The sequence below is a fragment of the Bradyrhizobium sp. BWC-3-1 genome, assembly GCF_032917965.1.
In the GTDB taxonomy this organism is placed as follows: Bacteria; Pseudomonadota; Alphaproteobacteria; order Rhizobiales; family Xanthobacteraceae; genus Bradyrhizobium; species Bradyrhizobium canariense_D.
Window position 1 is genome coordinate 8,553,295 of record NZ_CP136625.1, and the last position, 21,599, is coordinate 8,574,893.

19 protein-coding genes are annotated in these 21,599 nt (G+C 64.1%); 14 read left to right on the forward strand and 5 right to left on the reverse strand.

Annotated elements, in window-relative coordinates; translation table 11 throughout:
• Positions 1–161: 161 nt before the first annotated feature.
• The 7 genes from soxX to RX329_RS40910 are packed head-to-tail and all read left to right on the forward strand — an operon-like array spanning position 162 to position 4,811.
• Complete coding sequence (gene soxX, locus RX329_RS40880; RefSeq protein ID WP_018455988.1) at positions 162–515, forward strand: sulfur oxidation c-type cytochrome SoxX; 354 nt, start codon at positions 162–164, stop codon at positions 513–515.
• A 38-nt stretch (positions 516–553) separates the two neighbouring features.
• Entirely contained in the window at positions 554–1,045 is a 492-nt protein-coding gene (gene soxY / locus RX329_RS40885; protein ID WP_018455987.1) for a thiosulfate oxidation carrier protein SoxY, read from the forward strand.
• Between the two features lie 15 nt (positions 1,046–1,060).
• A complete protein-coding gene (soxZ, locus tag RX329_RS40890; RefSeq protein WP_018455986.1) occupies positions 1,061–1,372 on the forward strand; it encodes a thiosulfate oxidation carrier complex protein SoxZ in 312 nt (103 codons plus the stop codon).
• The gene (gene soxA, locus RX329_RS40895) at positions 1,372–2,235 is read left to right on the forward strand and encodes a sulfur oxidation c-type cytochrome SoxA (protein WP_085385505.1); all 864 of its coding nucleotides are present in this window, start codon (positions 1,372–1,374) and stop codon (positions 2,233–2,235) included. The genes soxZ and soxA overlap by 1 nt, the downstream gene beginning before the upstream one ends.
• Positions 2,232–2,549 (forward strand): hypothetical protein, encoded by a 318-nt coding sequence (locus RX329_RS40900; protein ID WP_085349637.1) that lies wholly within the window; start codon positions 2,232–2,234, stop codon positions 2,547–2,549. Before soxA ends, RX329_RS40900 begins: the two co-directional genes overlap by 4 nt.
• 55 nt (positions 2,550–2,604) lie before the next feature.
• Positions 2,605–4,356, forward strand: a complete 1,752-nt coding sequence (gene soxB, locus RX329_RS40905; RefSeq protein ID WP_018455983.1) for a thiosulfohydrolase SoxB — start codon at positions 2,605–2,607, stop codon at positions 4,354–4,356.
• On the forward strand, positions 4,353–4,811 hold the full coding sequence (locus RX329_RS40910) for a hypothetical protein (RefSeq protein WP_018455982.1): 459 nt from the start codon (positions 4,353–4,355) through the stop codon (positions 4,809–4,811). Before soxB ends, RX329_RS40910 begins: the two co-directional genes overlap by 4 nt.
• A gap of 56 nt (positions 4,812–4,867) precedes the next feature.
• On the opposite strand, the gene RX329_RS40915 is transcribed toward RX329_RS40910, so the two are convergent.
• The gene (locus RX329_RS40915; RefSeq protein ID WP_317244478.1) at positions 4,868–6,046 is read right to left on the reverse strand and encodes an IS481 family transposase; all 1,179 of its coding nucleotides are present in this window, start codon (positions 6,044–6,046) and stop codon (positions 4,868–4,870) included.
• Between the two features lie 311 nt (positions 6,047–6,357).
• Here RX329_RS40915 and RX329_RS40920 point away from each other — a divergent pair, with 311 nt between their 5' ends.
• The 3 genes from RX329_RS40920 (at position 6,358) to RX329_RS40930 (ending at position 8,985) form a co-directional block, all read left to right on the forward strand.
• A complete protein-coding gene (locus tag RX329_RS40920) occupies positions 6,358–7,395 on the forward strand; it encodes an MBL fold metallo-hydrolase (protein WP_018455981.1) in 1,038 nt (345 codons plus the stop codon).
• A gap of 76 nt (positions 7,396–7,471) precedes the next feature.
• Entirely contained in the window at positions 7,472–7,645 is a 174-nt protein-coding gene (locus RX329_RS40925; protein WP_018455980.1) for a hypothetical protein, read from the forward strand.
• 131 nt (positions 7,646–7,776) lie between these two features.
• Positions 7,777–8,985, forward strand: coding sequence for an MFS transporter (locus tag RX329_RS40930; RefSeq protein ID WP_018455979.1), 1,209 nt, complete (start codon positions 7,777–7,779; stop codon positions 8,983–8,985).
• Positions 8,986–9,172: 187 nt separating this feature from the next.
• On the opposite strand, the gene RX329_RS40935 is transcribed toward RX329_RS40930, so the two are convergent.
• Positions 9,173–10,531 (reverse strand): MFS transporter, encoded by a 1,359-nt coding sequence (locus RX329_RS40935; RefSeq protein ID WP_085349635.1) that lies wholly within the window; start codon positions 10,529–10,531, stop codon positions 9,173–9,175.
• Between the two features lie 145 nt (positions 10,532–10,676).
• On the opposite strand from RX329_RS40935, the gene RX329_RS40940 reads away from it, so the two are divergent.
• From RX329_RS40940 to RX329_RS40955, 4 genes are read left to right on the forward strand one after another with little or no spacing between them, the layout of a single operon-like run.
• Complete coding sequence (locus RX329_RS40940; RefSeq protein ID WP_085361911.1) at positions 10,677–11,330, forward strand: ABC transporter ATP-binding protein; 654 nt, start codon at positions 10,677–10,679, stop codon at positions 11,328–11,330.
• Positions 11,327–13,789 (forward strand): ABC transporter permease, encoded by a 2,463-nt coding sequence (locus RX329_RS40945; RefSeq protein WP_085361912.1) that lies wholly within the window; start codon positions 11,327–11,329, stop codon positions 13,787–13,789. The genes RX329_RS40940 and RX329_RS40945 overlap by 4 nt, the downstream gene beginning before the upstream one ends.
• Positions 13,779–14,861 (forward strand): lipocalin-like domain-containing protein, encoded by a 1,083-nt coding sequence (locus RX329_RS40950; protein ID WP_085361913.1) that lies wholly within the window; start codon positions 13,779–13,781, stop codon positions 14,859–14,861. Before RX329_RS40945 ends, RX329_RS40950 begins: the two co-directional genes overlap by 11 nt.
• A 27-nt stretch (positions 14,862–14,888) precedes the next feature.
• Positions 14,889–15,275, forward strand: a complete 387-nt coding sequence (locus tag RX329_RS40955) for an MAPEG family protein (protein WP_085361914.1) — start codon at positions 14,889–14,891, stop codon at positions 15,273–15,275.
• A gap of 177 nt (positions 15,276–15,452) precedes the next feature.
• Here the strand turns inward: RX329_RS40955 and RX329_RS40960 are convergent, their stop codons facing one another.
• The 3 genes from RX329_RS40960 to RX329_RS40970 all read right to left on the reverse strand — a co-directional run bounded on the left by RX329_RS40960 (position 15,453) and on the right by RX329_RS40970 (position 21,320).
• Positions 15,453–16,646 (reverse strand): ABC transporter substrate-binding protein, encoded by a 1,194-nt coding sequence (locus RX329_RS40960; RefSeq protein ID WP_085361915.1) that lies wholly within the window; start codon positions 16,644–16,646, stop codon positions 15,453–15,455.
• 307 nt (positions 16,647–16,953) lie between these two features.
• The gene (locus RX329_RS40965; protein ID WP_317245436.1) at positions 16,954–20,118 is read right to left on the reverse strand and encodes a multidrug efflux RND transporter permease subunit; all 3,165 of its coding nucleotides are present in this window, start codon (positions 20,116–20,118) and stop codon (positions 16,954–16,956) included.
• On the reverse strand, positions 20,115–21,320 hold the full coding sequence (locus RX329_RS40970; protein WP_018455971.1) for an efflux RND transporter periplasmic adaptor subunit: 1,206 nt from the start codon (positions 21,318–21,320) through the stop codon (positions 20,115–20,117). Before RX329_RS40970 ends, RX329_RS40965 begins: the two co-directional genes overlap by 4 nt.
• Positions 21,321–21,599: the final 279 nt, after the last annotated feature.

A 21,599-nucleotide genomic window follows, 5' to 3' on the forward strand; every position in this document is an offset into this window, starting at 1 on the left:
GACCAAATCGGCTGAACAAATAATCTCTTTAGTTGCAATCGGGAAGATATTAACTCCATTTTGTCGCGTGGATAGTCTTGATTGTCAGGCGGCGCCCTTTGTGCTTTGGAACGCTTCTATTTTGTAATCGAGACCATCGCATAACGCCTCGGAATAACGCCTTGACCGCCTTTTCCCGGACGCCCGTTCTGTTCATCTTGCTGGCCATTGCAGCCGGCCTCGCCACCCCGGCGTGGGCGCAGTCCGCTGTGGCCGACGGCCAGAAACTCGCTTTCGACCGCGGCAAGGGCAATTGCCTGACCTGCCATGTCATCAGGGGTGGCGACCTGCCGGGAACGATCGGGCCGGAACTGAAGGACCTCAAGGCCAAGTACCCCGATCGCAACGAACTGACCGCGATCATCTTCGACGAGACCAAGCGCAATCCGCAGACCATGATGCCGCCGTTCGGCCGGAACCGGATTTTGACCGAACAGGAGATCAGCGCGATCGTTGATTTCCTGCAGACCCTGTGACTTCAGGCATGCCACGAGATTTGGTTGGGAGACCAGAGATGACCACACTCACCGGCCCAAGCGCGACGCGGCGCCTGATCCTTCAGGGCGCAGCCTCGGTCGCGTTGCTCGGCCTCGGCAATCTGCCGTTCGGCGCCGCGCCCGCGCGCGCCGCGGCCAACGACAAATATCCGGAAGAGGCGTTCAAGCAAAAGAGCGAGGCTGACGCCATCAAGGCGCTCTACGGCAAAACCGCCGAGCCGTCCGACAAGGTCAAGCTGGACGCCCCCGAGATCGCCGAGAACGGCGGTGTGGTGCCGATCTCGGTGACGACGACACTCGACAAGGTCACCTCGATTTCATTCTTCGTGGCCGAGAATCCCAGCGCGCTGGCCGCCAGCTACAGGATTCCCGAAGGCACGATCCCTGCTGTCGCCAACCGGCTGAAGATGGCCAAGACCACCAACGTGGTCGCGATCGTGGAGGCCGACGGCAAGCTCTACAGCGCGACCAAAGAGGTCAAGGTCACCGTCGGCGGCTGCGGCGGCTAAGCGAGGAAGATCGAGATGGCATCCAGCATTCGCGTCCGCGCCACCACCAACGGCGACATCACCGAGGTGCAGGCGCTGATCCAGCACCCGATGGATACCGGCTTCGTCAAGGACGCCAAGGGCGAGCTGATCCCGGCGCATTACATCCAGCAGCTGAAATTCGAATGTAACGGCAAGGACGTCTTCGTTGCCGATTGGGGCACCGCCGTCTCGAAGGACCCCTACGTCAAGTTCAGCTTCAAGGGAGCCAAGAAGGGCGACGATCTCAAGGTCTCCTGGACGGATAACAAGGGTGCGTCGGACACGACCACTGCGAAGATCTCGTGATGAAGGCCCGCACCTCCATCCTGCTTGGTTCGTTGAGCGCCGCGCTCGTCGCGTTGGCCCTCACCTCTCCACGCGTGGTGGCGGCCGACAAGGTCGATCCCATCGCCGATGCCAAGGCGTTCCAGAACTTCTTCTTCCAGAAATTCCCTGATGTGAAGCACGAGGATTTCGTCAACGGTCCTTATTCCATGAACGAGGACATGAAGCGGCAGTGGCAGGAGAAGGAGGAATTCCCGCCCTACGAGTTCGCGCTAGACGCCGGCAAGGAGATGTTCGCCACCCCGTTCAAGAACGGCAAGACCTATGCGGACTGCTTCCCGAACGGCGGCATCGGCATCCGCCAGAACTATCCTTATTTCGACGAGAAGGAAGGCAAGGTCGTCACGCTGGAGCTGGCGCTCAACCGCTGCCGCGAGGCCAATGGCGAGGCGCCCTATTCCTACGTCAAGGACGAGATGGCCTCGCTCACGGCGTACATGGCCTTCACCTCGCGCGGCAAGCCGATGGACATCAAGATCCCCGACGATCCTCGCGCGCTCGCGGCATTCGAGAACGGCAAGCGCTATTTCTACACCCGCCGCGGCCAATTGAATTTCTCCTGCGCGAGCTGCCATGTGCAGAGCCCGGGTGAGCGCATCCGCGCCGAGATCCTGGCGCCGGCGCTTGGCATTCTGAACGCGATGCCGATCTACCGCTCCGAATGGAGCGGCATGGGCACCACCAGCCGCCGCTTCGTCACCTGCAACAGCCAGACCCGCGCGGTTCCGCTGGAGCCGCAGGCGGATGAATATCGCGACGTCGAATATTTCCTGTCCTACGTCGCCAACGGCCTGCCGATATCGGGACCGGGAGCGCGGCCATGAAGCTGTCACTCCCTTTCGCCCGGCTGCTTGCCTTGCTGCTTACCCTCGGGCTCGCGCCGGCGGCGCGCGCGGCAGATGAGGCAGACTACAAGGCGGCCTTTGCCGCCGCCGAGGCCGCCTCCAAGGAGGCCGCCGGCATGCGCAACCAATGGACCGTGACCGTCTCGACGCTGGCCGCCGCAAAGAAGGCGGCCGATGGCGGCGATTTCGACCGCGCCGTGGCCGCAGCCAGGGAGGCCGAGGCGCTGGCGAAGGCGTCGATCTTCCAGGCGATTTCCGAAAAAGAAGCCTGGAAGGCGATGGAAATCCGTTAGACTGTTCGCTTGTGCAACAGCCTTGCGACCGTGAGAGGGCGCGGAGAATTTCTGGATGGCGATCCGCCGCCGCGATTTCCTGAAGAATGCAGGCCTTGCTGCCGCATCGCTGAGCCTGCCGCGGCTTGCGCTCGGTGCTGAGGCTGCGAGCATTTACGACCTCGAACGGTTCGGCAATGCGCGCATCCTTCACCTCACCGACACGCATGCGCAACTCAATCCAGTCTATTTTCGCGAGCCCAGCGTCAATATCGGGATCGGCGAGATGGCGGGACGGCCGCCGCATCTGGTCGGCCGCGCCTTTCTCGACCGTTTCGGCATCAGGCCCGACAGCGCGGATGCCTATGCCTTCAGCTGCTTCGAGTTCGAGAAGTCCGCAGGCCGCTTCGGCAAGCTCGGCGGCTTCGCCCATCTGAAGACGCTGATCGACCGCTTGCGTGGCGATGTCGGCGAAAAACGCTCCGTGCTCGTTGACGGCGGCGACCTCTGGCAAGGCTCGGGACTTGCCAACATCATGCAGGGCCGCGACATGGTCGAGGCCGCAAACCTGCTCGGTGTCGAGGCGATGACCGGGCATTGGGAATTCACCTATGGCGAGCAGGCGCTGCGCGACAATCTCGCGCGCTTCAGGGGCGAGTTTCTGGCGCAGAACGTTTTTCTCACCGAGGAAGCCGCATTCAATGATGCCCCGGCCTTCGACAAGGCGACGGGACGCGTGTTCAAGCCCTCCGTGATCAAGGAGCTCGGCGGCCATCGCGTCGCGATCGTCGGCCAAGCCTTCCCTTACGTGCCGATCGCGCATCCCAAACGGTTCACGCCGGACTGGTCCTTCGGCATCCGCGAGGAAGAGCTCCAGAAGCATGTCGACGGCCTGCGCGGCACCGACAAGGTCGATGCGGTCATCCTGCTGTCGCATAACGGCATGGACGTCGATCTCAAGCTCGCAAGCCGCGTCACCGGTATCGACGTCATCCTCGGCGGCCATACCCATGATGCGATCCCGCAGCCCATCGCCGTGAAGAATGCGAGCGGCACGACGCTCGTCACCAATGCCGGCTCCAACGGAAAATTTCTGGCCGTGCTCGATCTCGCGCTCGACAAGGGCAAGGTCGGCGACGTCAAATATCATCTGCTGCCGGTCTATTCCGAGCTGTTGAAACCCGATCCCGGGATGGCCGAACTGATCGGCCGGTTGCGGGCACCCTTCGTCACCGACTGGTTGGAGAAGATCGCGACGCCCGATCGCCTGCTGTATCGACGCGACAATTTCGCCGGCCCGGTCGACGAGCTGATCTGCAGCGCGCTGCGCACCGAGTTCGACGCCGAGATCGCGCTGTCGCCGGGCTTCCGCTGGGGCGTCACCGGACTGTCCGGCCAGGCACTGACGATGGAGGATTTGCTCGCGGAAACCGCGATCAGCTATCCCGAGACCTATGTGCAGGAGATGACCGGCGCGGAGATCAAGGACGTGCTGGAAGACGTCTGCGACAACCTCTTCAATACCGATCCCTATTACCAGCAGGGCGGCGACATGGTGCGCGCCGGTGGGCTCAGCTACACCTGCACGCCGACGGCGACGATCGGCAGCCGGATCTCGGAGCTGAAGCTCAATGGCGGCAAGGCGCTCAGTGCCAGCCACCGCTACAAGGTCGCGGGCTGGGCCTCGGTCAACGGCCAGCAAGGCGCGCCGGTGTGGGATGTGGTGGCAAAATATCTGCGCTCGGGCCGGATGTTTCAGGAGCGGCTCGGCTCCGGCGTCACGCTAAAGGGCGTCGAGGGTAATCCGGGCATCGCAGGACAGGGATGATGCGGTCGCAAACCCTATCCGCGATGCTGCTGGCGCTGTTCGCCTGGGCGGCGATGCCACCGGCTTTCGCGCAGCAGGTGCCGCTCCAGGACAAGCCGTTCGCCGAGCACAAGATCGTGCTGCAGCTCTCCGATGGCGATGCCAGGAAGCAAGCTCTGGTGCTCAGCGTCGCCAACAATTTGCTGAAGGCCTACGACCCCGACAAGGTCGCAATCGAGGTGGTGGCGTTCGGTCCCGGCATCGACCTCCTGTTCACCGGCAGCGAGCGCCGCAAGCAGGTCGAGAGCCTGATCGCGCAAGGCGTACGCTTCGACATCTGCCTCAACACTGTCGACACGATCGAGCGGGAGACCGGCAAGCGGCCGGAGTTCATCCCTGCCGCTACGCCGGTGCAGGTCGGGGTCGGGCAGATCCTGTTCCTCAGCGAGAACGGATACACGGTGGTGAGGCCCTGAGCCTTTTGCCGGGGCGAAGCGTCGCGGCATACTCGGTGTCATCGCCGGCGAAGTGTTTAGACCGGAGACATAGCTGACGCCTGTTCGGACACATCACTGACAGTTTGGCTGCGCGTCAAGTCGATTGATCCGACCTGCCAACTGGCAAAGAAGATTCCGTAGCGGCCGTCGCGGTCGAGCGGCCTCACGGCCAGCTGCTCGCCGCAGAAGGCTTGAGGGACTTTCCACATTTGCCCTTTGAAGGCGATGTAGCTCCGCGTCGAGGAGACGGTGCGAACGATCTCCCCGGCGTCGTATTGGATCTTCGGCACACGATCCGGCATGGCGCGTAAACTGGGCCGGTAGCGATCGGCGGGAATGCCCATGCCCAAGCTCTCGTGGGGCCGCTCCAGATTGTAGACCGTTCGCCAGCTATCGAGGGCACGCTGGACTTCCGCCAAAGTGCGGAACGTGCGCAGAGCGAACACTTCTGCTTTCAAGCTGCGATGGAAGCGTTCGTTCTTGCCTCGGCCCTGAGGATGACGTGGCCTGGCATGGACCACCCTGACGCCGAGCTTGAGCAGCCATACCTTCAGCGCAGTCCAGCGAACGCCCGAGGTGTCGCCCCAGGGAGAACCGTTGTCGAGGTAGAAGGCCTCCGGCAGCCCATAGCGTCGGAAGGTGTCGGTCAGATGCCTCTGCACATCAGGTCGCTGCTCGTTGGCGCACGCCTTCAAACACAGCGCATAGCGGGAGTGGTCATCGACCATGGTTAGCGGATGGCAACGCCTTCCGTCGGCAAGCGGCATGTGGCCCTTGAAGTCCATCTGCCAGAGTTGATTGGGCGCGTCCCTCTCGAACCGGTGGCCTGAAGGGCTCGGCGCGGCTTTCTCGCTCGGCTTGATCCGTTCGTTCCGGCACAGGATCCGATGCACTGTGGAGGGCACCGGTACGGTCTGGCCGCCGCGCTTCAGGCAATGGGCAATCTTGCGCGCTCCCCAAGCCGGATGCTTGTCACGCACAGCCAGAACCCGCGCCTCGACCTCAGGCACGCTCCGCTTGGGCATGCTCTTGGGCCGGCGCAACTGATCCGCCAGTTCATGATCTCCAGCCTGCCAACGCCGCAGCCATTTGTAGCCCACATCAGGACTGATCCCGAACCGCCGGCACAACTCCCGCCGGTTCGCCCCTTCCTGCAACGCAAGCCGCACAAACTCCCGTCGCTGATCCATCACCGACACCTCGTTCCAGGGCATGGAAGGCCTCCCGAATCGACCATTCCAGCCCAGTTTGAAGTGTCAGCTATGTCTCCGAACACCTGTCAGTGATCTGTCCGGTCTAAACAGAAGGCGGGCGATCCAGTACTCCGAGACCGCGAGGGGTACGGGAGGGCGCGGCGTACTGGATTCCCCGCCTTCGCGGGGAATGGCAGCGGTGGCTAGGTGACGCCCACCCGCCCGTCACAGGAATAAAAATCTTCCAAATTTTCTTGCTTACACAGTGAATTGCTTCTCTTGTAAGCTCGAAATGTAGTAGAATCTCGGGGTAGTTCACGCCGGGTCTTGCCATGATCTTCCGCCAGCTCTTCGACAGTGTTTCGGGCACCTACAGCTATCTCCTGGCGAGCCGCGCCGGCGGCGAGGCGCTGATCCTCGATCCCGTGCTGGAGAAGGTCGACCGCTACTGCCAGCTCCTGCGCGAGCTCGATCTCAAGCTGGTCAAGGCCGTGGACACCCATCTGCACGCCGACCACGTCACCGGCCTCGGCGAGCTGCGCGACCGCACCCATTGCATGACCGTGATGGGCGACCAGACCAAGGCCGACGTGGTGGCGATGCGGGTTGCCGACGGCGACAAGGTGACGATCGAGGGCCTGTCGCTCGACGTGATGTACACGCCCGGCCACACCGACGACTCCTACTCCTACTTGATGGGCGACCGCGTCTTCACCGGCGACACGCTGCTGATCCGCGGCACCGGCCGCACCGATTTCCAGAACGGTTCGTCGCGCGCGCAGTACGATTCGATCTTCAACCGCCTGCTCAAGCTGCCCGACGAGACCATGGTGTTCCCGGCGCATGACTACAAGGGCGACACCGTCTCCACCATCGGCGAGGAGAAACGCTACAATCCGCGGCTCCAGGTGCGCTCGGTCGACGACTATATCGAGCTGATGGCCAATCTGAAGCTGCCCAATCCGAAGATGATGGACGTCGCGGTGCCCGCCAACATGCATGTCGGCCTGCACCAGGAGGAGCTGGAGAAAGAGGGCCGCGTGCTCCGCGCCGTCGAGGCGATCCGCAGCCTCGGCCGTCCCGATATCCTGCTGGTCGATTTGCGCGAGACCAATGAGCGGATGAAGCACGGCATGCTCGAAGGCGCGCTGCATACACCCTATCCGTCCGTTGAGGACAGCCTCAAGCCCGGCGGCATGCTGCGCGAGGTCGCGGCCGCCACCGGTCGCCGCGTCGTGTTCTTCTGCGCCTTCGGCGAACGCTCTGCGATGGCTGTCGCCGCCGCCAAGGAGGCCGGGCTCACCAACACCGCCCACATCGCCGGCGGCATCGATGCCTGGAAAAAGGCCGGCGGGCCGGTGGTGCACTGACCGCCTTGAGATAAGTCAGGAACTGCACATATCTTCCGGATAGGTTTGGGCGCAGCATCACTGTCCGGGACCAGCCATGGCCAAGATCGGCAAGCCGAGCGCGCCGCCCAAAATTGCGGACGACGCGCCAGCAAAAGACAAGGCGAAGAAGCCTCAGCCTCCGCGCGACACCGAAGACGATGATTACGAAGACGGCGACATCGCGACACCAAAGCGCGACCGCTACGGGCCGGACGACGAGCCGTTTTGAGGGGCTCGTCTCTTGCCACGCTCTCAACTGTCGTCCTGCCCCGCGCTACTGCCATGCGCCTGCGTTCATGGACAAATAACCGCTCTGCCCGATAGTTTGCGCGTCTCCAAAGGACGTGAAACGGAACTGCAATGGTCGACGTTCTCGCCGCACCGCAGCAAGGCAAGGCGGACAGCGCGCTACGCACGCTGACGGGAATTTCGATCGCGCATTGGGTCAGCCATTTTCATCTGCTGGTCCTGCCGATGCTGTTTCCCTTCCTCAAAAATCAACTCGGCGTCGGCTACGTCGAGCTCGGCTTCGCGCTGACCGTGTCGGCCGTGGTGTCGGGGCTGACGCAGGCGCCGACCGGCTATCTCGTCGACCATTTTGGCGCGCGAAAGATTTTGCTGGGCGGCCTCACCCTCGGCGGCCTCGCGCTGATCCTGCTTGGCCTGCATCTCAGCTACACCTCGCTGATCGCCTGCGCCGTGCTGCTCGGGCTCGCCAACAGCGTCTACCATCCCGCCGATTACGCCATCCTCGCCGAGCACATGGACGAAGCGCGGATGGGCCGCGCCTTCTCGATCCATACCTTTGCCGGCTATTTCGGCGGCGCGGTGGCGCCGGCGATCGTCGCCGCGATGGTCATCGTGTCAGGCGGTGTCGGTGCGCTGATCGCATCGGGCGTGATCGGCGTTCTGGTCGCGGTGTTGCTGGTGACCATGAACATTCCCGATGCCGGCGCGCACAAGACCAAGCCAGGCACCGAGAACGCACCCAAACAGGCCGTGATCACGCCGGCGCTGATCACGCTGACGGCACTGTTCATGCTGCTCAGCCTGTCGGTCGCCGGCATCAACAATTTCGGCGTGGTGGCGCTGATGAGTGGCTATGGCGTGACCTATTCCGCGGCCAATGTCGCGCTCACCGCCTTCCTCGGTGCAAGCGCCGCCGGCGTGCTCGCGGGCGGCTTTCTTGCCGACCACACCGAGCGCCACGGCTATGTCGCTGCCGCCTGCTTCGCCGCGAACGCGGCGATCGTGCTGCTGATCGCGCTGGTCACGCTGCCGGGCTGGGCGCTGACCGCCACGATGGCGGCCGCGGGATTCCTCTCCGGCGTAATCGCGCCTTCGCGCGACATGCTGGTGCGCAATGCAGCACCTCCCGGCGCGGCGGGGCGCGCCTTCGGCATCGTCTCCACCGGCTTCAATCTCGGCGGCATCGTCAGCCCGCTGTTGTTCGGCTGGATTATGGACCAGAGCGCGCCGCATTGGGTGTTCGGCGCATCCGTGATCTTCATGGTCGCGACGGTGGTGCTGTCGCCGTTCACGGAGCGGAAGCGGCAAATCGCGGCTTGAGCAACAAACTCAATTGTCGTCCCGGCCTAGTGCGCAATTGCGCATAGGGGCCGGGGGCCCATAACCACGAATCGGAGTTGTGGCGCAAAGCTGCCAACTCCAAGTCTTCGCCAAACTAAAAATCGTGGTTATGGATCCCGGCCTTCGCCGGGATGACAGTTGTGATTGGGTTGGCTGAAGTGGCCCCTTACGTCGGCGACACCGCGCTCTTCAGCGGCGCTGCCTGCGGAGCAGCTCCACCGGTCAGCCTGGCCTTTTCCGTGTTGGGCCAGAGCAGGAGCAGCCCGAGCGCACCGGAGCCGACCATGATCGCGGCGTTGATGGTGAAGCCGGTCATGTAGCCGTCGAGCATGCTGCCGGCGCGCTGGATTACGCTGCCCATCACGAGCGGCGCGATGATGCCGGAAAGCGTATAGAGCGCACCGTAGATCGCGAGAACCGCGCCGCGCTGCGACGTCGGCGTGAACTCGCCGAGCATGGGCGGGCAGACGACGTAGATCGCGCCGCACAGGCCGGAGCCGACCACGAGCAGGGCGATCTGGAGGCCGGCACCTTGGACGTGCGGCATCATCGCGAGGATCAGGCCGCCGACGATCAGCGGCACAGAGCCGAGCACGCCGCGGGAGATCCGCGACGTGTAGCCGCGTGCCAGCATCACCTGCGAGATCCAGCCCGTGAGAATGACGATGGTCGCCCCGAACACCCAGGGCAGGATCGAGACGAAGCCCGCCTGAGACTGCGAGAAGCCGAGGCCCTTGACGATGAAGGGCGTGAACCAGGTGAGCCCGAGCGACAGCGCCCAATAGGCGCCGAAGGTCGCGGTCACACAGCCGATGAAAGTGCGCGATGTCAGAAGCTGGAGATAGGGTATTTTCGGTTCGATCACGGCCGATGCGTGGGTGTCCAGCGGGCCTTCCTTGCCGAGTGCGAGCCAGGCGGCGACCCAGATCAGGCCGACGATTCCGAGGGCACCGAACGCATAGTGCCAGGAATGGTTGACGATGATCCAGTTCAGCGCCGGGACCGCCAGGATCACGCCGAAGGCCGAACCCTGCGACAGGATTGCGGTCGGCATCGTGCGCTTCTCGTCGGGGAACCACTTGTAGATCGCGTGCATCGCCACCGAGGCCGCCGGGCCTTCGCCGGCGCCGAGCACGATGCGGCAAATCAGGAGTGTGGTGAAAGAGACGGTGCCGACCATCGGAAACTGCGTCAGCGCCCAGATCACCGCGAGCGTCAACAGCACCCAGCGGGTCGGTACCTTGTTGACGATGAAGCCGACCACGATCGCCGAGATCGAGAACAGGAAGAAGAACGACGAGCCGAGCAGACCGAACTGCTCGGGCTCGAGCTTCAGCTCGGTCATGATCGGAACGCCCGCGAGACCGACGACGATCTTGTCGGCGAAGTTCACCAGCATGAAAAGAAACAGGAGAAATGTAACGGTCCAAGCGCCCTTTGGCGTTTGCTTTTGCGTTTCCTTCGACGTTTCCTTGGACATCCCCGTCATCTTGCCCGCCGCGGGCTGCGTTGCCTGAGCGCTCATCGTTCTCCCCGTCGTCCCTTTTTGGCACTTTTTTGATGTGGTCCTCTTAGGAGCTAACAACGGCTTCAATACCAACGCAACCCGGCATTTCCGCAGCAAGTGTGCTACGCAGCAATTCCGCTAATTCCGTCCGGCGCCATTCATCGTGCTGAGCATCCAAAACCTCTCCAAGACGTTCTCTTCGGCCGGTGAGCCGGTCCATGTCCTGCGCGGCGTCGATCTCGATCTCAAGGCCGGCGAACGCGTCGCACTGACCGGCGAGTCCGGCAGCGGCAAGAGCACACTGCTGCACCTGATCGCAGGGCTCGATGCCGCCGATGGCGGCACGATCCGACTGGAAGACACGGAGGTCACCAAATTGTCCGATGCGGGACGCGCGGGCCTGCGGCGCGACCGGATCGGCCTGGTGTTTCAACAATACAATCTGATCCCGAGTCTGTCGGTCGGGGATAATCTGGTGTTTCAGGCACGGATCGCCGGCCGGTACGACGAGGCTTGGTACAAGGAGCTGATCGAGCGTCTCGGGCTTGGCGGCCTGCTCAAGCGTTATCCAGAACAATTGTCGGGCGGACAGCAGCAACGGGTCGCGATTGGCCGGGCCCTAGCGACGAAGCCGTCGTTGCTGCTAGCGGACGAGCCGACCGGGAATCTCGACGAGGCCACCGCCGAGGACGTGCTGGCCTTGACGCGCGACCTCGTCACGCGCACCGGCTGCGGCTTTCTGATGGTGACGCACAGCCTGCATCTGGCCGCCGCACTCGATCGCCACGTCAACCTGCATGCCGGGCGGATCGCATGAGGCGCGCGCTCTGGGTCCTCGCCGTGCTGCTCAGCCATTGGCGGCGCCACAAGATGCAGTTCGCGACGCTCCTGATCGGGCTGATCGCGGCGACTGCGCTGTGGAGCGGCGTGCAGGCGATCAACCAGCAGGCCCGCAGCGCCTATGACCGCGCCGCGGCAACCTTCGGCGGCGCGCGCACGCCGATGCTGGTCGCGCCTGATGCCGCGACTTTTCCGCAGGAGCTGTTCGTCAAGCTGCGCCGCGCCGGCTGGCCGGTCTCGCCGATGCTGGAGGGACGGGTCCAGGTCAACGGGCGCTCGGTCCGGCTGCTCGGCATCGAGCCGGTGACGCTGCCGGTCGATGTCGGCAACGCACCGCGCCTCGGCGCCGCCGATCTGAGCAGCTTCGTGGCGCCGCCGGGCCAGACGCTGGTGGCAAAGGAAACGTTGACCGACTTGCAGGAGCGGGAAGGCGCAGCGCCGCCGATCAGCAACGGCGCAATACTGCCGCCGCTGCGCGTGCTGCCGCAGCTCGTGCCCGACGTGCTCGTGGTCGATATCGGCGTTGCGCAGCGGCTGCTGAACAAGCCGGACCAGATCTCGCGGCTTCTGATCGGCAAGCCCAAGGGCAAGCCCGCGCCCTTAGCGAGCGTCGTCGGCGACCGCTTGCAGCGGGTTGAGCCGGATGCGGAGACCGAGCTGGAGCGTCTCACCGACAGCTTTCACCTCAACCTCACCGCGTTCGGCCTGCTGTCGTTCTTCGTCGGTCTTTTCATCGTCAATTCAGCCGTCGGCCTCGCCTTCGAGCAGCGGCTGCCGATGCTGCGCACGCTGCGGGCCTGCGGTGCCTCGGCACGACTGGTCAACACCGTGCTGGTGGTCGAGCTCGTGGCGCTGTCGCTGGTCGCAGGCCTGATCGGGCTCGCCTGCGGCTATTTCATTGCGGCCGCGCTCTTGCCCGACGTCGCAGCATCCCTGCGAGGGCTCTACGGCGCGCAAATCCCGGGGCAGCTCAGCTTGCGACCTGAATGGTGGCTCGCCGGGATCGGCATCAGCATTGTGGGCGCGCTGGTGGCCGCGGCGACCAGCCTGATCAAGGCTGTCAGGATGCCGGTGCTGGCGACCGCGCAGCCGCGCGCCTGGCAACAGAGGCAGAGCCGTTGGCTGATCCTGCAGAGCGGGGCTGCCTGCGCCGTGTTCGCCGTCGCGCTGTTGCTGCTCCAGTACGGGCAATCGCTGATCGCGGGCTTTGGCGTGCTGGCAGCGCTGATGCTCGGCGCGGCGTTGATCTTGCCGGCCTTCCTCGACATCATCCTGCGGACCGGGCAGCGTTTGGCGCGGAGGCCGCTCGCGCTGTGGTTCTGGGCGGACAGTCGGCAGCAGCTCTCGGGTTTGTCGCTGGCGCTGATGGCGCTGCTGCTCGCGCTCGCCGTCAATGTCGGGGTGTCCACCATGGTGGAAACGTTCAGCCGCACCTTCATCGGCTGGCTCAACGGGCGGCTCGCAGCCGACGTCTACATCAGCGCCTCCGACAATGCGAAAGGCGTCGCGATCCGCAACTGGCTGAAGGAGCGCAGCGATGTCCAGGCGATCCTGTCGGGCGGACGTGCCGAGGCGCAGGTGCAGGGCCAGCCGGTGGAACTGCTCGGCCTGCCCGATCACGCGCTCTATCGCGAGCGCTGGCCGCTGCTCGAAGCCGCACCCGGTGCCTGGACACAACTCATACCCGGCAATGCCGCTTTCATCAGCGAGCAGCTGAGCCGCCGCCTCAACGTCCGCGTCGGTGACGTCGTTGACGTCCCGGCGCCGGGCGGGACCTGGGAGCTCGACATCGTCGGCATCTATGCCGACTACGGCAACCCCAAGGGACAGCTGGCGGTGAATGTCGCGGCGCTGATCCGGCATTTCCCGCAGACGCCGCAGACGCGCATCGGTCTCATCGTCGCGAAGGAGAATATCCCCAGCCTGATCACGGCGCTGCAGAAGCAGTTTGCGCTCGACGACCGCAGCGTCGCCGACCAGGCGACGGTGAAGGCGGAGTCGATCCGGATCTTCAACCGCACCTTTGCGGTGACTTCGGCGCTGAACGCGTTCACGCTCGGCGTCGCCGGGATCGCGCTTCTGACCAGCTTGCTGACATTGGCGAACTCCCGCCTGCCGCAGCTCGCGCCGCTCTGGGCGATCGGCATCACGCGGCCGCGCCTTGCCGCGATCGAATTGACCAAGACGCTGTCGATCGCGCTGTTCACCTCGCTCCTGGCCGTGCCGCTCGGGCTGCTGGTGGCGTGGTGCCTGATCGCGATCGTGAACGTGAAGGCGTTCGGCTGGCGGCTGCCGTTCCATGTGTTTCCGCTGCAACTGGTCGAACTGGTCGCGATCGCGCTGTTCGCCTCGTTGCTTGCCGCGCTGCCGCCGATGATCCGACTGGCCCGGATGCAGCCGGCGGGCCTCGTCAAGGTGTTTGCCAATGAGCGCTGACAGGATCTCCCGGCGCACCTTCGCGGGCGGGATCGCCGCGCTCGCGGCTGTCAGCCGCGCGGGCGCGCAAGGTTATGCCGGGCTCGGCGAAACGGCCGACGGCTTTGCGAAGGTCACACCGGGGAAGACGTTCGCCTTTCCCGGCGATCACGGGCCGCATCCGGAGTTTCGCATCGAGTGGTGGTATCTCACGGCGAATCTCGTCGATGGCAGCGGCGCGGCTTGCGGCCTGCAATGGACGCTGTTCCGGCAGGCGACGCAGCCGGGGCCTCAGGGCGAGGGCTGGGCCAATCAACAGGTGTGGATGGCGCATGCCGCGGTAACGCGCGCCGACACCCACCGCTTCAACGAGCTGTTTTCCCGCGGTGGTGTGGGACAGGCCGGCGTCACGGCGAAACCGTTCTCGGCCTGGATCGACGATTGGGAGATGAACGGATCCGAGCGCACCGAAGATCGCGCTTTAGCGCCGCTGACGCTGAAGGCCTCGGGCGCCGACTTCAGTTACGTGCTGACGCTCGAGGCCGATCGTCCGGTGGTGTTGCAGGGCGACGGCGGCTACAGCCGCAAGTCGGAGCGCGGTCAGGCCTCCTATTATTACAGCCAGCCGTTCTATCGCGCCCGCGGCACGCTCACCATCGACGACAGACCGGTCGATGTTTCCGGCCAGGCCTGGATGGACCGCGAATGGAGCAGCCAGCCGCTCGACACCGACCAGACCGGCTGGGACTGGCTGTCGCTGCATCTGGCGTCCGGCGACAAGCTGATGCTGTACCGGCTGCGCCAGAAGGACGGCCATAATCATCCGTTCGGCAACTGGATCAGCGCCACAGGCGACACGCACATGATCGCGGGCGACGACATCCAGATGAGTCCGAAGGCGACCGCCGAGGTCGCGGGACATAAGCTGCCGGTCGAATGGCAGATCGCGATCCCCTCGCGGTCGTTCTCGATCCAGTGCAAGCCGCTCAATCCGAAGGCGTGGATGGGGACCGGTTTTTCCTATTGGGAAGGGCCGATCAGCTTTGCCGGCACGCATGACGGCGTTGGCTATCTCGAGCTGACCGGGTATTGAACCGGGACCTCTTCGAAGGGACTAGCGATGTATCACCTCACCGCCCTCGTCACGCTGCTGGCGATCCTGTTCTACTTCTTCATCACCATCAACGTGTCGCGCTCGCGCACCAAAACCGGCGTCAAGGTGCCTGCAATGTCGGGCCATCCGGATTTCGAGCGCGCGTTCCGGATCCAGATGAACACGCTGGAATGGATGCCGATCTTCCTGCCGTCGCTCTGGCTGTTCGCGATTTACATCAATGATGCCGGCGCGGCGACGATCGGCACTGTCTGGATCGTCGGCCGCATCGTCTACTTCATCGGCTATTCGAAAGCCGCCGCAAAACGCGGCCCGGGATTTTTTATTCAGGGTATCGCGGCCATTGTGCTGTGGGCCGGGACGCTCGGAGCGTTGGTGCTGCGGCTGGTGTGAGGGCGGACAACCGCCACACACTCAGTGTCGTCCCGGCGAAGGCCGGGACCCATAACCACGGGATGTGATTTTGACGAAGACTTGGAGTTACCAGTTCGGGCCCACAACTTCTCCCTGGGGTTGTGGGTCCCGGCCTTCGCCGGGACGACATCGGAGTTATTGGCGGGGTCCTGATCCCTACTTCGTCAGCGGGCAGCCGCTCTCCTTGGCCGTGAAGAACGCCTTCTCGCCGGGAACGACCGCGAGCTGCTTGTAATAGTCCCAGGGCTTCTTCGATTCCGAGGGCTTCTTGACTTCGAACAGATACATGTCGTGGACCATGCGCCCGTTCTCGAGCACCTTGCCGCCTTGCGCGAAGTCGTCGTCGACCGGCAGCTCCTTCAGCTTCTTGGCGACCGCATCCGGATCCTTGGTGCCGGCGGCTTTGACCGCCTTGAGATAGCTCAGCGTCGCCGAATAGGTGCCGGCCTGGATCATGTTCGGCATCCGGCCGGTGCGCTTGAGAAAGCGTTCGCCGAGATTGCGCGTGCGGTCGTTGATATCCCAGTAATAGCCCTCGGTCAGCACCAGGCCCTGCGCGGCCTGCAAGCCGAGGCCGTTCACTTCGGCGAGCGTCATCAAGAGGCCCGCGAGCTTCTGGCCACCGGAGACGATGCCGAACTCGGACGCCTGCTTGATCGAGTTGGTGGTGTCGAGGCCGGCATTGGCAAGGCCGACGATCTTCGCCTTCGAGCTCTGCGCCTGGAGCAGGAAGGAGGAGAAGTCCGAGGAGTTGAGCGGCACGCGCACCGAGCCAAGCACCTTGCCGCCATTGGCGGTGACGATCTCGCTGGTGTCTTTTTCCAGCGCGTAGCCAAAGGCGTAGTCCGCGGTGAGGAAGAACCAGCTGTCGCCGCCGGCCTTGGTGAGCGAGCCGCCGGTGCCGACGCCGAGCGCGCGGGTGTCATAGGCCCAGTGGAAACCATAGGGCTGGCAGGCATCGCCGGTGAGGCGCGAGGTCGCAGCGCCGACGACGATGTCGATCTTCTTCTTTTCCTTGGAGAGCTCGTGGATCGCGAGCGCGACCGACGAGGTCGTCAGCTCCGTGATCATGTCGACGTTCTCGACATCGTACCAGCGGCGCGCGATCGAGGTGGCGAGATCCGGCTTGTTCTGGTGGTCGGCGGTGACGAGCTCCACCTTCTGGCCCAGCACCTCGCCGCCGAAATCCTCGATCGCCATCCTGGCGGCCTCGACCGACCATTTGCCGCCGTAATCGGCGTAGACGCCGGACTGGTCGTTGAGGATGCCGATCTTGACGCCTTGCGCAGAGGCCGGCGCGGCCAGCAACAAAGCCGACATTGCGGCAGCGGCCAAAAGTGCTGATTTCATGTGTTAGCTCCCAGCAGTTTTCTGTTTTGAAATCGCGCGGATACTAGTGAAGAACCCCGGCGGTGCCCATCCATTGCATGTTGGTCGTTAGTATGAAGGGCGTGCCAAGCAAACGGCGTCGTCCCGGCCTAGTGCGCAATTGCGCACGGGGGCCGGGACCCATACCGCGGAATCCCTCGGTTGCGGTCGGTAGGAGTACCGAACGACGAATCTTCACTAAACCACGTTCGAGGGTTATGGGTCCCCGGCCTTCGCCGGGACGACAGCGTGAATATTGAAGGGTCGGTGGCGCGCCATTTGGTACTTATCAGCCCACCGCCTTCGGCTTCCCCTCGTTCTTCCCCTCGGCCAGGTTCCGCACCACCACATAGAAGATCGGCGTGAACAGAAGCCCAAACAGGGTGACACCGATCATGCCGAAGAACACGGCGACGCCGACGGCTTGCCGCATCTCCGAGCCCGAGCCGGACGAGATCACCAGCGGCAGCACGCCGAGGATGAAGGCGAAGGACGTCATCAGGATCGGCCGCAGGCGCAACCGACAGGCGTCGATCACGGCCTCCAGCCGCGGCTTGCCTTCTTTCTCGATGTCGCGGGCGAACTCGACGATCAGGATCGCGTTCTTTGCCGCCAGCCCCACCAGCACGACGAAACCGATCTGGGTGAGGATGTTGACGTCCTGCCCCATGATGCGCACGCCGATCGTGGCGGCCAACAGGCACATCGGCACGATCAGGATCACCGCGAACGGCAAGGTCCAGCTGCCATATTGCGCGGCGAGCACCAGATAGACGAACAGCACGCAAATCGGGAACACGTAGAGACCCGCATTGCCGCCAGTGATCTGCTGGTAGGACAGATCGGTCCATTCGAAGCTGAAGCCGCTTGGCAGGGTGTCGTCCGCGAGCTTCTTGATCGCGTTGAGCGCGGTGGTCGAGCTGGTGCCTGGCGCCGGCTCGCCCTGCAACTCGGACGCCGCGTAGAGATTGTAGCGCGCGACACGGTCGGGGCCGGAGATGTCCTTGAACTCGACCACGCTGCCCAGCATCACCATGTCGCCGGAGGCGTTCCGCGTGCGTAGGCGCGACAGATCGCTCGGCTCTTTGCGGAACGGAAAATCCGCCTGCGCTGTGACGTGATAGGTCCGGCCGAACAGGTTGAAGTCGTTGACATAGGTCGATCCGAAATAGGTCTGGATCGTGTCGTTGATGCCGGCGATGGGAACACCGAGCTTCTGCGCCTTGGTGCGGTCGATGTCGACGAAGAGCTGCGGCGTATTGGCCGAGAACGGCGAGAACACGGAGGGAGCGAGCAGCGAGGGCGATTTGCGCGCCGCGGCGACAAGCTCGTCAGTAGCTGCGGCGAGCATCTCCGGCCCACGGCCCTGGCGGTCCTGGATGCGGATGGTGAAGCCGCCACCGGTGCCGATGCCGGGCACGGCCGGCGGTGGAATCACGATGATGAAGGCACCCTGAATCGCGGCCAGGCGTTTGCGCAGCTCGACCGTGATGGCGTTCGCGGACAATCCCTTCTTGATCCGCGCCTCGGGCTCGTCGAACACCGGGAAGAGCGCCGCCGCGTTACCGGCCTGCGTCCGCGTCGCGCCGGAGAAGCCGGCGAAAGCGGCGACGCGGATGATACCCGGCGTATCCAGCGCGATCCGCTCGATCTCGCGCACGACCTCGGTGGTGCGCGCCAGCGAGGCCGCGCCCGGCAATTGCACGGAGACGATGACGTAGCCGCGGTCCTGCGCCGGAATAAAGCCTTGCGACGTGGTAGCGATCAGCCAACCGGCGCTGCCGATCAGCACGACGTAGATCAGGATCATCACCGCCGAATGCCGGATCACGAAATTGGCGAGGCCTGCATAGCCATGCGCGAGACGGTCGAACACGCGGTTAAAGACGCCCGTGAAAGCACTCCAGCCGCGGGCGAGGATATTCCAGCGCGCCGGCGGCCGCTTCTCCTCGTGCGGAACGAGAAGAAGCGAGGCCAGCGCCGGCGACAGCGTCAACGAGCAGAAGCAGGAGATTGCGGTCGCGACCGCAATGGTGACGGCGAATTGCTGAAAGAATTGCCCGGAAATGCCGCCCAAAAACGCAGTCGGGACGAACACCGCGCAGAGCACCAGCGCGATCGACACCAATGCGCCGCCCACCTCCTCCATGGTCTTCAGCGCGGCGTCGCGCCGGCTCATGCCATGCTCGAGATGCCGCTCGACATTCTCGACCACCACGATGGCGTCGTCGACCACGATGCCGACGGCGAGAACGAGCCCGAACAGCGTGAGATTGTTGATCGAGAAGCCGAGCGCCGCCATCACCGCGAAAGTGCCGACCAGCGACACCGGGATCGCGATGATCGGAATGATCGCGGGGCGCCATCCCTGCAGGAACACCAGAACTACGATGACCACGAGCAACATGGCCTCGTAGATGGTCTTGATCAGCTCGTGGACCGACTGCGCGATGAACTCGGTCGGGTTGTAGCCGATATTGAAGTCGAGGCCTTTCGGAAAGGTCTCCTTCAGCTTCGTCATCGTGTCCGAGATGTGCTTCGCGGTCGCGAGCGCGTTCGATCCCGGTCGCTGCGTCACCAGCATGGCGACCGCCGACTTGCGCAGCAGGAAGCTGTTGGTGGAGTACGCGAGTGCACCGAGCTCGATACGGGCGACATCGCGCAGGCGCACCGTGCGGCCGTCGGAGCCGGCCTTGATCAGGATGTCCTCGAACTGCTTCTGGTCTTTCAATCGCCCGGTAAAGGTGAGGTTCGGCTGGAACGCGCGGTCGGCGATCGGCGGCTCGGCGATCTGGCCGCCCGCGATCTGCACGTTCTGCGCGCGGATCGCGGCGAGCACTTCGGCCGACGTCAGGCCGAGATTGGCGATTCTATCCGGATCGAGCCATAGCCGCATCGAATAGTCGCGTGCGCCGAAGATCTGGATGTCGCCGACGCCGTCGATCCGGAGCAGCTGGTCGCGGACCTGGAGCAGCGCGTAGTTGGAGATGTAGAGCTGGTCGAAAGTGTCGTCCGGCGACAGCATGAACACGACCATCAAGATGTCGGGCGAGTTCTTGCGTGTGGTGACGCCGTTGCGCTGAACCTCTTCAGGCAAACGCGGCTGCGCGATCGCGACGCGGTTCTGCACCAGCACCTGGGCCTTGTCGAGATCGGTGCCGAGCTTGAAAGTGACGGTGATGGTGAGCTGGCCGTTCGAGGTCGCCTGGCTGTAAAGATACAGCATGTCCTCGACACCGTTGATCTCCTGCTCGATGGGCGCTGCAACCGTGTCGGACACGGTCTGCGCGGAGGCGCCGGGATATTGCGTGGTGACGACGACGGTCGGCGGCACCACCTGCGGATATTCGGATACTGGCAGCGTGGTGTACGCGAGCGCGCCGACGATCAGCAGCACGATCGACAGCACCATCGCCAGGATGGGCTGGTTGATGGAGAGACGGCCAAGATTCATGATTTGCCACCGGCGGGCGCTGGTGCCGTCTGCGGTGCGACCTTGGCACCGACGCGGGCGCGCTGGATGCCGTTGACGATGACGCGGTCGTCCGCCTTCAATCCCTCGCGGATCACGCGCAGGCCCTCGTCGAGCGGTCCGAGCGTCACGGGACGCGCCTCGACGGTGTCGTCCGGCTTGACCACGAACACGATCTTGCGGGACTGGTCAGTTGCGACCGCAACGTCGGGGATCAGCAGCGCTTCATAGGGCGCGCTGCCGATCAGTCTGATACGCCCGAACTGACCGGGCAGGATCGAAAGATCGGTGTTCTTGACCACGGCGCGGCTGCGCAGCGTGCCGGTGGAGACATCGAGGCGGTTGTCGAGGAAATTGATGCTGCCTTCACGGGATGGTTTCGTCTCGCCGGCGAGCGTCACCTGCACCGGGTTCGCCGTATCGCGCGAACTCGGGCGGCGGCCTTCGAACCACAGCTTGCTGTATTTGATGAAGGTCGCCTCATCCATGTCGAAATAGATATAGATCGGGTCGAGCGTCACGATCGAGGTGAGCAGCGTCGACGTTCCGGTATCGCTGCCCTGCACGAGATTGCCAGGGCTGACAAGGTGGCGGCTGACGCGGCCGGTCAGCGGCGCCGTCACATGCGTGAATTCGATATTGAGCTTGGCGACTTTGAGCGCACCCTCGGCCTGTGTTTCGGCAGCGTGCGCGGCCTGCAAGGCCTGACGGCGCTGATCGACCACCTGCTCGGAGACGGCGCTGGTCTGCACCAGGCTCAAACCGCGATCGAGCTCCCGCTTTGCAAGCTCCACCTTGGCACGCGCATCGGAAAGCTGCCCCTCCGCCTGCGTGGCCACCGCCTCGAACGGACGTGGGTCGATGACATAGAGCAGATCGCCCTGACGCACGATGGCGCCATCCTGGAATTCGACAGAGTTGACGAACCCGCCGACGCGCGGGCGGACCTGCACCTCCTCCATCGCCTCGAAGCGGCCGGTGAACTCGTCCCAATCGGTGACGGTGCGCTTGACCGGCTGGGCGACGGTTACCGGCGCCGGCGGGGGAGCGCTCGCTTGCGAGGCCGGCTGGCCGCAACCGGTGAGCACGAACGCCGCGGCGAGAAGGCCGACGATGGCGTAAGGCCGAGGCGAAACGAAATCGTGCGTTTTGACAAATTGCTCGCTTCCGTCCGGTCCAGTCATCCCAGGTCCTCGCATCAAAGCCGCGGAAAAAGCAGGGTACGCCTGTACCCGCGGGCGCCACAAGATGGGTGGCAATGATGAACTCTTCAAGACCAAAGCGCAGGCAATGCTCGGAGGAATGCCCTGACCGGATGACGGGTTGACAGGGCTTGTTCGCCTCTCCCCGTGAGCCGGGAGAGCAAGCGGAGAGTGCGTTAGCGTCTTTGCACATGACGGGCGGAGCCGGCTCGGCTAGATTGCTCCTCATAAAACAAGACGAATTGTCCGGGGAGGACAGGC